Origin of the sequence: Paenarthrobacter sp. 22069, assembly GCF_052046035.1 — a bacterium.
In the GTDB taxonomy this organism is placed as follows: domain Bacteria; phylum Actinomycetota; class Actinomycetes; order Actinomycetales; family Micrococcaceae; genus Arthrobacter.
This window is the reverse complement of record NZ_JBQEQF010000027.1, coordinates 35,614-50,029: the sequence shown is the minus strand read 5'-3', so window position 1 is coordinate 50,029 and position 14,416 is coordinate 35,614. Positions and strand designations below refer to the sequence as shown.

The window sequence follows — 14,416 nt, the reverse complement described above, 5'->3', positions numbered from 1 at the left end:
CCCTCCTTCGTCGGGGCCTGCGGCGCGGGAATTTCCCTGCGGCGCTCCTTCGTCGCTGATTTCCTCCGGGAATTTCCCGCCCCTTGCCCTCACGGGTAGACAGGCCTCCGTCGGTCACAGCTCCGCAAGCTTCGCCAGCAGCCAAAACAACAACGGGGGGGAGAGGGGAAGCTGGCCGGTCACCACGGACCGCGTCGGCACCCGTTTTCACCCGCTTGACAGACATAGAAGCGTCGGGGGAGAGGGGAAGCTGGCCGGTCACCTACCGCCCCACACCCCACGTCTCTGCAAGGACAAAAACCATGACAGCAACGCCCACGCTTGAAATGCTCGATCCGGCAACCCTGACCGTCGATATTAACGTCCGGAAAGACGCGGCCCTGACCGCTGATTTCGTTGCCAGCATCAAAGAACACGGTGTGATGGAACCCGTGATTGCCCACCGCAAGGAGGACGGCACCCTGCACGTCCTGATGGGCCAGCGCCGGACCCGCGCCGCTGTACAAGCCGGACGGCCCCTGATCCCGGTCATGATCATCGAGTCCCCCGAGGAGGCCGAGCGCATCGTCACCCAGGTAGTGGAGAACATCCAGCGCGCCGAACTGAGCGAAGCTGACGAGGCCGACGCCTACCACCAGCTTTCCCTGATCGGTGTCTCGGCGGCCGCGATCGCCAAGAAGACCGGACGGACCAAGACCACCGTCGAGTCCGCCCTCAAGGCCAAGTCCACCGAGACCGGAGCCGCCGCCCTGGGCAAGGGATACACGATCGAAGAAGCCCTCATTCTGGCCGAATTTGATGCGGACGAGGAAGCGACCGCCGAGCTTGAATCGGTCATCATGGACGAACCTGACATGCTCCTGCACGTCGCCCAGCAGCTGCGTGACAAGCGCGACCGCGCCGCCGCGCTGGCTGCCTTCACCGCAGAGCTGGAAGCAGCGGGAACCATCGTTGTTCCCGAATGCGGGTACGGGGAGGACAGCGAAACCCTCCGCGTCACGTCCCTGAAAAGGGCAGATGGGGAACCGGCCACCGATGAGGACGGAAACGCCGTCTACATCGAGACGGACTATCGCGGCCAGCACTCCGCCGTCGCCGTCGTCACCGGTTGGAAAGACGCGGGCTTCACCCTCCGCTACTACAGCGGCTACGGCACGTCCTCGGCTCCGAAAGGCCCCATGACCGACGAGCAGAAGGCCGAGCGGAAGACCCTGATCGAGAACAACAAGCTGATGCAGTCAGCGACCACCGTCCGCCGCGAATGGGTCAAGGCGCTGCTGTCAAGGAAGCAGGCCCCCAAGGGCTGGCAGTACTTCACCCTCCACGCGATCACCCACCACCCCGAAACCGCCAGCGGCTACGAGGGCAAGGTGGCAGCTGACATGGTGGGCGCGAAGGTCGAGGAATCCAACCAGTGGGCGTGGAACCCGCTCAGGGACCACGTCGCCAAAACGACCGCCCGCCCGGAGTTCGGCCTGATTGCGCTGGTCTGCGCCGGCTATGAAAAGACCATCCAAAAGGACTCGTGGCGCTCACCGTCCCAAACCCACCGGGACTACCTGAACCAACTGGTTGTTTGGGGCTACACCGCATCGGAGACTGAGCAGATCATCATCGACAGCGGCAAACCGGTCGAGGACGAAACAGCGGCATAAAGACCCCTTGCCGGGCGGAACGCCGCCCGGCAAGGCCCCAGCCAATCACCACAGGCAGGGACGGAACCTTTCAGAAGTAGGGTGGTCCGCCGTCCAGGGAGAACCACAGCATCCATTCACCAGCGGCGGACCGCCGTAATCGCACCATCCAGAATCCAAGACAAGAGTCGCGCTACAGCAAAGACGCTGGCAAAAACGGCCAACATTTCAGCTAGACTGACCGTAGATTTCTTGCAGAGAAACCAGAAAGGAGCCGGCCGACGCCGGTTCCTTTTTGGGTTAAAGCGCAGACTGTCTTCCCGAGCCCAGCGGGTGCTGCGCTTACAGAACGCCCCACCTTTCCCATGGACCAGGACCTCCGCGACCCGCGCCACCTTCCCAAGGGGCATGGGATTCTTCAGGCAGGGACCACATCTGTTCATCGGGGAAGCCAATTGCCCGCAGCCCATCCAACCCCGCCTAAGGGGTCCGGGATGCAGGCACAAGGGCTGCCGCGGGCGGGAACCTGCGGAAATGACCGCAGTCGCCGGCGGTGCCAACAACCGTCAGTCCCCGCTGGTACCAGGGGATCCTTTGCAGCCCCGAAGCACCCAAAAACGGCAGAAACGAATGCAAAAAATCCCTAGAACAAGCGGCCAAATGGCTTTTCATTCAGTTGAATGATTGGTAGAATTGAAGCAGCAAGTCAGCCCGACGAACGAAACTCTTTTGATACGAAACCAGGTGCTGAAAATGACTGCAACACCGGCCGCTTACACGGTCTACACCAAGCCCGACTGCAGCAACTGTGAGAAGACGAAGGACTACTTCGACTCCAAGGGCATCACCTACACGGCCGTTGACATCACCGAAGTGCCGGCAGCGCTGGAATACATCACCGCCGAACTCGGCTACTCCCAGGCGCCCGTCGTCGTGAACAACACCGATGACCAGGACCACTGGTCCGGCCTGCGCCGCGACAAACTCGTCACCGCCGCCATGAAACACCACCACGCCCGGGAAGGGGCCACCGCATGAGCATCAGCACCGACACCATCACCGCGATCTTCGACCGCCACGACGTCCAGCACGAGTACCGACAGGACCCCGAACTCCTCGGCGCCGCCTACGCGCTGGCCTTTCTGGAGGAACCCGACGGGGGAGCGGAACAACGCTTCTACGACGCCCGGACCACACTGCCCGGCGACACCCCCGACGAGCTGTCCTACGAGATGCCCAACCGGGCGATGCTCACCGAAATCTACGACGACCGCATCCTCCGCCGCAGCCACATCCTTGAAATGGAAGACCTCATGGCAGAGGCCGATCCAACCCGCTCTTAACCCTCACCCGGCACCCCCACCCGCCGGGGGTGCCGGGACCCGTACCCGCCATACGAAACCAGCAGAAAAGGGATACGAAACCATGTCAGGCGAAACCACCACCACCGTGATCGGCAACCTCACCAGCGACCCCGAACTGCGCCAGGCAGGCGGGGCCGCGGTCGCGAACTTCACCATCGCTTCCACCCCCAGAACGTTCGATGCCGAAAGCAAGGAATGGAAGGACGGCGACACGCTGTTCCTCCGCTCCACCGTCTGGCGGGAAGCAGCCGAACACGTCGCCGCGTCCCTGACCAAAGGCAGCCGGGTCGTCGCCACGGGGCGGCTCAAGCCCCGCACCTACGAAACAAAAACGGGCGAAAAGCGCACCACCATCGAATTCGACATCGACGAAATCGGAATCTCCCTCCGCTATTCAGCTGCCACGGCTACAGGAAGCAAGCTGCCACCCACGGCCCAGGAACCCCGACTCCAGGATAAAGAACAGACGCGCGATGACCAGCCGGCACACCAGGAGACACCGCGCATCGGGTGGCGGGACCGGCTCAAAGCCCAGCAGGAAGCCGCTGCCGCCGAAGCCGCAGACTAACGCCGACGACGACTCCCGCTTCGGCAAAAACGCGGGCGTCCGCCAGTCACCACCGCGGGCCCAAAACGATCTTGCGCTCCGCGTAGTAGGCGTAGTAGTTTTACTACTACTCCTACTACTTTTTAAGGATGTCGCCGTGCCTTCGAGTGCTAAAGACCGGGTTTTTGCCGCCGCCGAGCAGATCAGCGCTGAGCGCCGCCCTACCGTGTCCACGGTCCGCGCGGCCGCCGGGGTCAGTAACGCCGACGCCACCCGCTATTTGAAGGAGTGGACCGAGGAGAAGCAGGCCGCCGGTGGCCAGGTCGCGGCGACCCCACCGGCCATCCTCGAGCAGGCCGCACGCCTGGCCGGGGCGGTCTGGGCTGAAGCGTCCTCCGCAGCGCAGGAGCGGCACGCCGCTGCCGAACAGCAATGGGCTCGTGAGAAAAAAGAGCTGACCGAAGAGGTCGCCGAGCTCGTCGCTGACCTCGACACCGTCACCACGGAGAAAGAGTCCGCCGTCGCGGCACTCACGGGCCGGGTCGAGGACCTGGAACGCCGGCTGGCCGCCACCGCCGAGCAGCTCGAGCAGGCCCGGGCAGCCGGGCAGGAAGCAACGGCCGCGGCCGCGACGGCAGCGACCCGGACCGCGGCCGCTGAAGCCCGGGCAGCCGCACTTCAGGAAGCCCACGACGCCCTGCTGCAACGCATCACCCCCGAGCAATCCACAGAGCAGTCGGGGGAGCAGTCGCCGCGCGCAGGGGAGCCACGTGCCTAAGCCCAAAAAGGTCCCGGCTTTCACCCCGTACTTCACCGAGGACCAGGCCGATCAGGTCAGGGCCGCGTTCCAGGAAACCGGCGAAGCGGAAGGCGACGCGAGCGTCTCGGACTTCATCGTCTATGCAACGATGCGTGAGGTGAAGCGCCGCCAGCGCAAGTACAACGGTGGTAAGCCGTGGCCTCCGGTGAAGGCCGGCGGGCTGCGCCGCGGCCAGCGAACGATGGACGAACTGCAGCACCGGCGCGAGGACGCCTAACCGATAGCCACGCCTATCCATTAACGCGACCGGTGACGCCGCGCATGAAGCCAGGGACTGCCCGCGGATGCTGACGCTGGATCAGGTAGAGCAGGTCCTGAATCCGGGCAAGCGTCTCGTCTACGCGCTGGTGCGCGCCGGCGGGCTGCGGACCGCCCAGTAACGGCGGCCGGGGATGTCTGGCGGGTCCGCGAAGACGACCTGATTGCGTACATTGACGCCGCGTACGCGAGGGCGGCCGAGCGGATCGCCGCGGGCCTGGTCAGCAAAGGCGATGCCTCGCTGAAGACTACCGCCGGAACCGGGAATACGCGGCCACCTTCCGTCACCTTTTCCGGGTGACTGGATCCGGTATTTTCGAGGCCGCCTCGAGATGGCCTTGGAGTACTTCCGGGTGAGCTTTGTGCCCCCCGCTTGGATCATAATGATCTGCTGGCAGCGGGTGTTGCTTGGGTGCCGTCCGGCTGCTTGTGATTGTCTCTGCCCTGTCCCGGCTCCGGGGAGTCCTCTTGTGCCACTGGAAGCCGTTCAGACTGTGGTTCCTGCGCTCCGGCTCCCTGCCCGCCGCGGCCCGGGATACGGGCCCGCGCTGCCGAAGGAAATCGGTTTTGTGGGGTCCCCTTTGCGAAGCGGCCGGTCCGTGCACGTGCCGGGGCGGTGCATAGCGTTTCTTGTCCCGCTCGTGCCACACGTACAAGGGAGGACCGACATTACGTCGGTCCTCCCTTGTGTGCAGCTACTGGGTGGCGTTTTTGCCGGCGTTGCGTGTGTGCGACGCGGTGTCGGTTGCCCTGGTTACTGTTCGCTGAGGGAGGTAAGCGCCTCTTGGCCGGTTTCCTGGTCCGGGCCGGTGGAGCGCTTTGCCGCGCGACGGCGTTTTACCGCCGAGGGTTCGAGGCCCAGTTTTTTGAGTTCGTCTGCGCTCCATCCGTCCCGCGTGGCTTGGACGTAGGCGCGCTTGTCGTCGCGTTCGGCGGCGACCAGCTGGTCCCGCAGGTCGTTGATCCGCTGGCGGCTCTTGACGAGGGCAGTGACGGATTCGATGCGGGAGTCCAGCAGCGCGCGGGCCTGGTTGCGTGTCTGTTCGATGTCGAGGGTAGCCATGGGATCCAGCCTAACGATCACGCCCGCAGGGACGGGACGTTGACGCGACTGTCGGGGCGCGCGATTCCGGCGATCCTGCGCGTGCGCCGGCCAGCAGGCCCGCGTTGCCGGGGTCGTTGAACCAGTCCCGCAGATAGTCATCGCAGTAGCTGATGGTCCGTGTCGTGAACTGGAAATAGTCCGGGCCGATACCTTGCCGTCGCCACCGACGCAGCTGCGTCGGGGAGACTCCGTATTGCCTGGCCACTGTGGGAGGTGAGATGAGAGCCAAAACTGTACCTTTCGCTAACCCTATGCCGCGTTCCTTTCGGCACGCTTGCCGAAACTTGGCCGGTGAGGGAATTGGCCAGTCGGAGTGGCCGGACCGTGGAATACCGGAGCGCAGCGAGGATATGCCGCGAAAGCCGGCCGCGCAGACTTGCCAAGGAAGGACCGGGCAGTAGCCTCACCCAGCCGAAACGGAACGACGCAGTCGTTGCTGAGCAGATCAGACGCGCAGCGTCGTCCAGGGCAGTACCCGGCCACACCCGGACGCTCTAGATTCCTGTGCTGGCAGTTTGCCGGAGCAAGCTATGTGGTTATGTGCCATAACCAGCGTGTCGATCCACGGCCCGCGGTCGTTGATCGGCGACACTGGGTGGTGTCGGCCCGGAGATTCCGGGGCGCTGCGCTGGGCATGGGGAGGGGGTCGGGATGACTGAAGAGCCGAGGCCGTCCCGCCGGTTCGCCCGTCGCCGCCGTGCCAACATTGATGGTGAGACCCAGTACGTTCGGGTGTCGATGTCGGAGTTTGAACGCGCGAAGTTGAAGGTCCTGGAGGAACGGACCGGGCGGAGCCCGTCGGAGATTTTGGTCAGCGCCGCCCTGTACGCGGAGAACTCTGAATCGCTGGCTGAACGGCGGGCGATGGCAGTGGAGTTCATTGCCGCGCGTCGTTACCTTGCTGCCCTGTCGAACAACGTCAACCAGCTGGCCCGGCACGCAAATGCCACGGACGAGTTCCCGGAAGCTGCCAGGACCGTGCTGACCCGTGTGAGGGCGGTCCCTGACCGGATCAATACGATGCTGGATGCGATGGTGCGCTGATGATTCCGAACATCACCAAGGGCACCCGCATGCATGGGTTGATTGCTTACCTTGCCGGCCCGGGAAGGGCGAACGAGCACAGCGACCCGCACCTGGTCGCGGGCTCCCCGTCGATCATGGCCTGGCACAACGATGATGAACTCAACGCCGACGCGGCCGGAGCGATTGCCAAGGAGCTTGACCGCGCCCGGAGCGTTCTGGGAGTGGAGATTCCCGGCGGCCATGTCTGGCATTGCTCCCTGTCGCTGCGTGCCGAAGAAGGCGATCTCACCGACGATAAGTGGGCGGCTATCGCCCAGGACTTCATGGATGAGATGGGTTTCACCGAGGCCAGCGGCCGCGCTCCGGCACAATGGGTCGCGATCCGTCACGGACACAGCAAAGCCGGGAACGACCACATCCATATTGCCGCGTCCATGGTCCGCGAGGACGGCACTAAATGGAGCAGCTGGCGCGACTTCCCCCGCGCGCAACACGCGGCCCGGGAGCTGGAGAAAAAGTACGGCCTGGAAGAACTCTCACCGACCCATTCCACCCGAGGGCTGCGCCCAGGGGAACGCGAAGCATCCGCACGCCGCGGCGCGCCCGAACCGGAACGCCGGTCCCTGGAACGGAAGGTCCGCGCCTGCGCGACCGCAGCCGCCGATGAAGCCGAATTCATCCGCCGGATTCGTCGCACCGGGGCGCTGGTGCGGCCACGGTACGCGTCCGGACGCGATGACGTCGTCGTCGGCTACAGCGTCGCCGAACGAGCCCCCAAGGGTGGCCGACCGGTCTGGTTCGGCGGCGGCCACCTCGCCAAAGACCTGGCCCTGCCCAAGCTCCGTGCCGAGTGGAACGACACCCCGCAAGCGGCGACCGAAGCCGTTGCCGAATGGCAGGCAGCAGCCCGCGGCCGGCGCCCGGTCACCATCGGCCGTGAAGCCCATGAACCGGACCCGCAGATGTGGGAGCACTACAGCGATGAAGTCGCGCGGCTGCGCGAGACCCTGCGGTCCGTTCCGCTGGATGACCACGCCACCTGGGCGCAGGTGGCCCGCGAAACCTCCGGCGCGTTCGCTGCCTGGTCGACGGCCACGGAACCAACCCCTGGACCCCTGGCAGCCGCAGCAGATGAACTCTCCAAGACAGCGCAGCTGCGCCGCTACCCGGCCCGGCCGATCCGCAGTGCCGGCCCGTCGGCCCGGGGCGCCTCGCTGATGCTCATGGCCGCGACCATGGGCGGGGCGGGAACAGCGGCCCAGGCCATCATGCTGCGCCAGCTGCTCAACGTCGCCAAAGCCGTCCACGACATGCATAAAGCATCCAACGACCTGCGCAGGGCACGCCAAATCAGTCACATGGTGAAGCACCACCTGAGCCAGGTCGCCGCAGCGCTGCCGAGTGCTCCTTCACCCGCCCCCGCGACGTCACCGGTCGTTGATAGCGAAGCAGCGGAGGCTGTTCGCACGAGCACCACCGGCCAGACCCAGGCACGCTTCGCCGGATCAGTACTGCCACCACAGTACGAGCAGGCACGCACCCACGCGACTACCCGTGGCGGGACCACCCGCCCGGACATTGAAAGATAAACACCAGGAGGGGGAACCATGAGTGAATCTGACGGCATCGAGGAAGCCATCGAGTCAATGTCCCGCGTCGGACTGACCGTCGCCGGACGGCTCGGTGAGCAGCTGGCCAGGACACGCGAACAGGAGCTGCGCCGCGCCCAAGCGGCCGAAGAACAACAGGCCCGGGAACTGCAGGCCCGCTTCGACGCGGAGCGGGCCGCGGCGCGCGCCCAACTCGCCCCGGTCATGGACAACCGCTGGTGGGATACCGCCAGCGGCCGCGACATCGAACGCGTGCACGAAACCGCAACAGCGTGGAAGGACCACGACCCGGCAGCCCGCGACGCGGCCGAGGTCATCCGCGACCAGGTGCAGCGCCGCTACGGCCTGGACCTGGAGCACCTGGGGGCCGACGAAGCATCCGTCACCGATGCCCTGGCAAGGGCCGAACAAAACCGCGAACAGGCCGAACAGGAACGCACCGCCGGCCGGGACGGGACCGCCCAAGCCATGGCCCTCCTGGCCGAAGCCGACAGGGAAGACAGGGACCGCGCACACGGCGTCGCGGAAGAGAATCGCCATCCCGAGACGCTGCGGGAAGAGGCCGCCTCCGAATACGACTCAGCCGAACGGCGTCAAGAGCTTGCAGCAAGCCTGGACGGTGTCGCCGACCGCGAAGCCGTACAGGCCCGTCTTAGCGCAGACCAGGACCAAGCCACCCCACCCACGGCCGCCGTCGCCAAGGCGCCCGGACGGAACCCGAAAGCCCGCAAGGCACGCGGAACCACCGGACAGACGAAACTCCTTCAAAAGGGAATGAGCCGCTAAAGAAGCGCTCGGGCGATTACGGTTCGCCCCGGTCAGGGAGGCGCAGCCCCAAGACCAGGGCGACTCCTTGGCCGGCAAGCAGAGGCCAAAAGGACCTCCGCTACCAGGAGGCGGGGGAGTCAGGTCCGGGTCTGTCGGTTATTAATCTGGCGCCGCCGGCCGCGCAGACTCGCGTCAACCGGGGAACCTGTCCTCAGTCATAGCTGTCGTGGCCGCCATGACTTCTTTGGCCCGCATGTCTTTGATGGCCTCGATGGGGGAGACCTCATCCAGCCAGGGGTTAGCGCCGACAAACCACAGCCTGGTGACGTGTTCGCCTTCCACGCTTGAGACAGCCGTCCATGCGCGGTGGGCCAGCTGCAACCGGGCCTGCGCCTCGGGCCGCGGCTCAGGCCCATCCATGCGAGCCCAGCGGTAGCTGATTTTGGAGTCCTTGCCGCCGGCCAAGGCTGCGACCAACGTGGCGCCCAAACCGCTGTTCAGTTGCCGGACGATCTCCCGGATACCCAGCCGGGTCGTGCCGCTGTGGGCCGTCCCGACGTCTATGGAAATGCTCACGCCGTCCTTCCTTCGATACTCCCCGCATACCTTTTATCTGCTCATTACAAACTAAAAGACCGCATAAAAACACCTAGTAAGTGCTGTCGCTTGGGAAGCCGACTGGCGTACGGAGCCGTACGCATCAGTGGGTGTAGACCGGCTCCCCTCTCGGTCCGCGACTTCTTCTCCGGTGCCAGCTTGCCGTGGTTGTAGTTGATGGATTGGCCATGCAGCCACACCCAGAGGACGTACCTTTACCCGCCCCACCGGTACATTCCACCCACTCCGAGGACGGTGCAGAGCGCCGCGCATGCTGCACCGTTTGAGTCTCCGTCACCGCCACTGGTTCTGCTCTTCAACGTAGCCGGCGAACGCACGCCAACACAGACAGAGCCGAGACTTGCAGGGACGATACCTTGCAGGGTGGATCTCCGCGGGGGACGCAGGGACGGAAGGGTGTGTGGATGCTGGTCGGTAGGATCGAACGCATGTCTGACGCCCGTGACCTCGCCCTCCCATCCGGATATGCCGCCCTCCTCAACGAGCTCAAGACCCAGGTCAGGGCTGCCCGCGCCAAGGCGCTGCGCGCCGTCAATACCCAGGCCATCGCTTTGAACTGGGTTATCGGCAAAACCATTCTCGAACGCCAGGAGACCGAGGGGTGGGGGAGCGGGGTCATCGGGCGGCTGGCCGACGACCTTCGTGCCGAGTTTCCCGAGATGACGGGCCTGTCGCGGTCGAATCTGCAGTACATGCGCAGCTTCGCCGAGGCGTGGCCGGGCTTCGATCCAAATGTCCCACAGCCTGTGGGACATTTGCCGTGGGGTCACATCCGCATCATCCTGGACAAGCGCCTCGCCCCGGAAGCACGGGACTGGTATGCCGGTGCTGCCGTTCAGTACGGGTGGACGCGGGACGTGCTCATGAACATGATCATGAACAAGACCCGGGAACGCACGGGGACGGCGCCGTCTAACTTCGGGCAGCACTTGGTGTCCCCGGATTCCGAGCTCGCCCAGCAGGTGGCCAAGGACCCCTACAATTTCGAATTCCTCGGCCTGTCCGGCGAGGTTGCCGAACGCGACCTCGAAAACGCCCTCACGAGCAGGATCACGGAAACTCTCCGCGAACTCGGCCCCGGCTTCGCCTTCGTCGGACGGCAGGTCCACTTCGACGTCGACGGCGATGATTTCTACGTCGACCTCCTCTTCTTCCATATCGAGCAGTCTCGGTTTAACTGCACTAAGGGTTTACGTCGGCGGGAGCAGTTCGCTTTAGCTGCCTGACTTAGTATCCGGTGTATAGCTCGGCGCCACTGCTGACCCGATCGCTGATTTGGGTTGCCTGCACTTGTTTCTCCCGGATGTGGCGCAATGATTCCTCGAGCGCGGCGACTTCGCCGAGCCATGTCTTTTGCTTGGCCTCTTCAAGTCGCCTGACTGCGTTCGTCTCTAGCTCGTGAAGCCTAGGCAGCTGGGCGGGGTCGACTTGGAGCATGGGACAGCGCACACACGCATGCTCATGAATGCAGGGCGTGCCGTAGGGGCGGTGGCATGTTCCGAGGGCAACCCTCCGGAGGGTGAAGTGGTTCTCGAATTCCGCCCATTCTTCCGAGGTGGGATCCCGGTACTCCTGTGTGGGGCGGAAGACTCGCCGGTTGTCGATGAAGCCGCGGTAGTTTCTGATGACCTGTTCGGGGTAGACGGCGATGTAGCCCTGGGTCGTGTTGAGGTTCAGGTGGCCGAGCAAGTGCTGGGCAATGTGGACAGGCAGACCGCTGTTGACGGTCTCCGTTGCGAAGATGCGGCGCAGGTCGTGAGGGGTGAAGGTTAGGGGTGTTCCGTCGATGTCCTTGCAATCCGCTTTGGCGGCCAACGCGCCGAGGAGGCTTCGCGCACCGGCTGTTGAAAGTACACGGGGAACTCCGCCAAGCCTGAGCTGGAAGAGGTGAGGAAGCTTGGCTCCCCAAGTGCGTTCCAGGGGGTCGAAGCGGCTTACGAGGGGAAGGGTGTCATCCGGTCCCTTTACCCTGCGAATAATCGTGGCCAAGACTGAGGCCAGTTCCGGAGATGCCGGGATGAGACGTTCCCTGTCGGTTTTCGAGGGAGCGACGTGCAGCAGGACTGTCGCTTCTCCAGCAGTCGGATCGTAACGCCGGATGGAGGTATGGGTCAGTTCCACTAGTTCCTCAACACGCAGTCCTGTCAGGCGGAGGACCTCGAGAATAGCCCAGCTCCAGAACGCCGTTTCTTCCGCGCGGTGCAACCGTATGACAGCACCCGTCTCCAGGTTCTCAATCGATGGCCACCCGTTGTCCCGGTAGTGGCCGCGGACAACGCGGCGGTAAGTCGTCCCGTGAACGGTCAGGAATTCACCTTCCGCTGCCTGAGATGCTGCTTGGAGAAGTGCGGCCGTTTCAGCGCGCTCCTTCGCCGCTGCTGAAACGAGGGCATTGAGCCAGGGTGCGAGGGTTCGGGTGCGCTGATGCATGCGCGACTGCCGTTGGTGCTTTTGCTTGGCCAGGTTGCTGGTTTCGGCCGCGCTAACCGGCGACGGACAGGCCCACAGCGCCCATCGCTCTGGCTCGGTGATTGCCCACTGGGCAAGGTCGGTGTAGAACGCCCGCACCGCGGTCAGGTGCGCAAAGTAGTCTCGGCGTTCCCGCCCTCCAGACAGGTACCGAAGGCGTTGCTTCCAAGCTGTCGCGGTGTCGTGCGGGAGCCTGATGGTGTTCTGCCCGGGGTTATAGCGTTCAATGTCGGCCCAGAAGTTCCGGACCAGCATGCGGGTCAGCCCGGCCAAGGACGAGTAATCGAGAGCGGCAGCTCTCTCCGTAAGGTAGTCGATGAGCAACGTGCGGATCCTCGAATTGCTTACCCCGTACGTGTCGACGAGCTGTGGGACCGTGCGCTGTCCCCCCAGCTGCAGTGCACGGTAGTCGTCTGGCTCTCCTGATAGAGCCCCGCAAGCCTGGAGGGCTTGCCAGACCACTCCGACCGACCGGGTTCTCCTCAAGGCTTTCCATTCAGCTTCGGCACAAAGGAACTGTGATGCCGTGACGCTCAGCAACGGGACACCTGTACGGATCCTCAGAAGGGTCATCGCGTTCAGGGCCAACATTTTGGAGGTTTTCGACAGGTGAAAAGTGCTGAGCTTCTCATCCAACAGGGCAAACGTTTCGGAGTCGACGACGTTTCTGTAGGTGATGAACATGTGCGGCGGGGTGGCGGTCCGCAGCCAAAGCATGGAAGGCCGGACGACGCCAAGAACGACGAGAGCGATCACAGCACTGCCCTGCAGCGACTTCCTGTACGGAATGAGGTCCTGTTGCCCCCAGGATGTGCCAGCCTGGTCGCAACCTGCCGCAATCCAACGCTGCTGCCAGTTATCCCCGGGGAAAGTGCTAAGCCATTCCAAAAGGTAGGCCAAACCTTTTGCCCGTTCCACCTGTCTTTTCTTGGTGCCTGGGAGCAGCTCGGTGGAGCGGGCAGTAATTTCGTTCAGGCTCCACCGGGCGCCCTCAGGGGCGGAGAGCGACTCCCAAGAGGTCGAGGTTTCAGGGACAGTCACGGTGGTCGTCATGGCAAGGTGCCGAAGAGCTCGGCCATGTCTGATGGGTCGTATCCCCAGGCGGGTGTTGGTGTTGCCTTCGGAGGCGCATCGTGGTGCTGCAGGACGCGTTGGACCATGTCCTGGGTGTTGGTATGGATGTATTTGGACGTCGTGGTGAGGTGCTTGTGCCTTAGAACGGCCTGCACGTCGGTAAGAGGGATGGACGGGTCATTGGCCAGCCGGGAAGCGCAGGTATGACGGAAATCGTGCAGCGTAAGGCCGGTTCCCAAGGCCTTGTTTACTCGCACCAGCATTGCCCGCAAAGCAGAGTATTGCAGTGGGCGGTAAGGCCGGCGAAGGGTACGCCACAGGGCATCCTCAGGCGAGTTCAAGGGCATCTCGCCAAGGTAAAGCCTCAGCCAGGTCAATGAGCCCGGGGACGTGGGCACCCATTGGTACGCGCGAGTCCCTTTGGATACGACCGCGATTGACTGATTGCCCCAGTCGACGTCCCGGGCCTTCATTCCGAGCAGTTCGCTTGCCCGAGCACCTGTGGCCAGGTACATGGCCACCAACGCTTTGTCCCGGGTAGAGGTCAGGGCCGTGAAGACCCGGTCTACGAGGTCGTGGGAGAGCGCCCTGGGTGTTCCTGTGACGACGCGCTGCCGGTAAGGCCCCCGCTTCTGCGGCTGGTAAGGGGCCAGCGGGTTGTGATGTTCGTATCGGCGCATTCCCATGGCCGCGCTAGGTACCGGATTCGCAACCGGCCCCTGCCCTAGCCGGGCGTGATGCTCGTAGAACACAAAAAGTACCGAGAGCATGTGGTTGATCGAGGTGGGACTGTACGCGCGTCTGCCTTGCTGCTGTGGCTGCCTCATCCAGAGGACCAGGTCGCGCACGTCCTCGCGTGTCGCGGTGTCCCAGCGGATCCCGACGGCGGCCAGGAACCTCCACCAGCGAAGTAGGTCGAATGCGTAGGAACGAAGGGTCTGCGCGCTGCAGTCATTAGTAGCCAGCGTGAGCAGGAAGTCGTCGATCTCCTTGGCATCCGCGGTCAGGCCGGTGACGCGCCACGGTAAGGGGCCATCCGCCGTCCTGGTCACGCGGCCGGTCCTCGGCAAGTCCGCCCCCGGTAGAACGCGTGGAGAATAGAACTCCTGACGGGAATCGGTCC

Annotated in this window: 14 protein-coding genes; 10 read left to right on the top strand and 4 right to left on the bottom strand. The window is 64.2% G+C overall.

The window, feature by feature from the left end; all coding sequences use genetic code 11:
* Window positions 1–302: 302 nt before the first annotated feature.
* The 6 genes from ACTJK0_RS18695 (at window position 303) to ACTJK0_RS18670 (ending at window position 4,582) form a co-directional block, all read left to right on the top strand.
* Window positions 303–1,655 (top strand): ParB/RepB/Spo0J family partition protein, encoded by a 1,353-nt coding sequence (locus ACTJK0_RS18695; RefSeq protein ID WP_440746199.1) that lies wholly within the window; start codon window positions 303–305, stop codon window positions 1,653–1,655.
* A gap of 732 nt (window positions 1,656–2,387) precedes the next feature.
* Window positions 2,388–2,672: a glutaredoxin family protein gene (locus ACTJK0_RS18690; RefSeq protein ID WP_223917551.1), complete on the top strand. Its 285-nt coding sequence runs from the start codon at window positions 2,388–2,390 to the stop codon at window positions 2,670–2,672.
* Window positions 2,669–2,977, top strand: coding sequence for a hypothetical protein (locus tag ACTJK0_RS18685; protein WP_223917550.1), 309 nt, complete (start codon window positions 2,669–2,671; stop codon window positions 2,975–2,977). The genes ACTJK0_RS18690 and ACTJK0_RS18685 overlap by 4 nt, the downstream gene beginning before the upstream one ends.
* An 82-nt stretch (window positions 2,978–3,059) precedes the next feature.
* Window positions 3,060–3,566 carry a single-stranded DNA-binding protein gene (gene ssb, locus ACTJK0_RS18680; protein ID WP_223917549.1) on the top strand — a complete coding sequence of 169 codons (507 nt, stop codon included), beginning with the start codon at window positions 3,060–3,062 and terminating at the stop codon, window positions 3,564–3,566.
* Between the two features lie 136 nt (window positions 3,567–3,702).
* On the top strand, window positions 3,703–4,323 hold the full coding sequence (locus ACTJK0_RS18675; protein WP_223917548.1) for a DNA-binding protein: 621 nt from the start codon (window positions 3,703–3,705) through the stop codon (window positions 4,321–4,323).
* Complete coding sequence (locus ACTJK0_RS18670; protein WP_223917546.1) at window positions 4,316–4,582, top strand: ParB family protein; 267 nt, start codon at window positions 4,316–4,318, stop codon at window positions 4,580–4,582. Before ACTJK0_RS18675 ends, ACTJK0_RS18670 begins: the two co-directional genes overlap by 8 nt.
* Window positions 4,583–5,377: 795 nt before the next feature.
* On the opposite strand, the gene ACTJK0_RS18665 is transcribed toward ACTJK0_RS18670, so the two are convergent.
* The gene (locus tag ACTJK0_RS18665; protein WP_223917544.1) at window positions 5,378–5,686 is read right to left on the bottom strand and encodes a hypothetical protein; all 309 of its coding nucleotides are present in this window, start codon (window positions 5,684–5,686) and stop codon (window positions 5,378–5,380) included.
* 693 nt (window positions 5,687–6,379) lie between these two features.
* Between ACTJK0_RS18665 and mobC the strand changes: the two genes are divergently transcribed.
* From mobC to ACTJK0_RS18650, 3 genes are read left to right on the top strand one after another with little or no spacing between them, the layout of a single operon-like run.
* Window positions 6,380–6,772 carry a plasmid mobilization relaxosome protein MobC gene (gene mobC / locus ACTJK0_RS18660; RefSeq protein ID WP_440746198.1) on the top strand — a complete coding sequence of 131 codons (393 nt, stop codon included), beginning with the start codon at window positions 6,380–6,382 and terminating at the stop codon, window positions 6,770–6,772.
* The gene (locus ACTJK0_RS18655) at window positions 6,772–8,343 is read left to right on the top strand and encodes a relaxase/mobilization nuclease domain-containing protein (protein ID WP_223917540.1); all 1,572 of its coding nucleotides are present in this window, start codon (window positions 6,772–6,774) and stop codon (window positions 8,341–8,343) included. Before mobC ends, ACTJK0_RS18655 begins: the two co-directional genes overlap by 1 nt.
* Before the next feature lie 18 nt (window positions 8,344–8,361).
* Window positions 8,362–9,150, top strand: coding sequence for a hypothetical protein (locus ACTJK0_RS18650; RefSeq protein WP_223917539.1), 789 nt, complete (start codon window positions 8,362–8,364; stop codon window positions 9,148–9,150).
* A 174-nt stretch (window positions 9,151–9,324) separates the two neighbouring features.
* On the opposite strand, the gene ACTJK0_RS18645 is transcribed toward ACTJK0_RS18650, so the two are convergent.
* Window positions 9,325–9,708, bottom strand: a complete 384-nt coding sequence (locus ACTJK0_RS18645) for a hypothetical protein (protein WP_223917538.1) — start codon at window positions 9,706–9,708, stop codon at window positions 9,325–9,327.
* 470 nt (window positions 9,709–10,178) lie between these two features.
* On the opposite strand from ACTJK0_RS18645, the gene ACTJK0_RS18640 reads away from it, so the two are divergent.
* Window positions 10,179–10,976, top strand: coding sequence for a PDDEXK nuclease domain-containing protein (locus tag ACTJK0_RS18640; protein WP_346656257.1), 798 nt, complete (start codon window positions 10,179–10,181; stop codon window positions 10,974–10,976).
* A gap of 1 nt (window position 10,977) precedes the next feature.
* Here ACTJK0_RS18640 and ACTJK0_RS18635 read toward each other — a convergent pair whose 3' ends face one another.
* A complete protein-coding gene (locus ACTJK0_RS18635; RefSeq protein ID WP_223995551.1) occupies window positions 10,978–13,272 on the bottom strand; it encodes a tyrosine-type recombinase/integrase in 2,295 nt (764 codons plus the stop codon).
* Window positions 13,269–14,345, bottom strand: coding sequence for a tyrosine-type recombinase/integrase (locus ACTJK0_RS18630; protein ID WP_223995552.1), 1,077 nt, complete (start codon window positions 14,343–14,345; stop codon window positions 13,269–13,271). Before ACTJK0_RS18630 ends, ACTJK0_RS18635 begins: the two co-directional genes overlap by 4 nt.
* Between the last annotated feature and the right edge of the window lie 71 nt (window positions 14,346–14,416).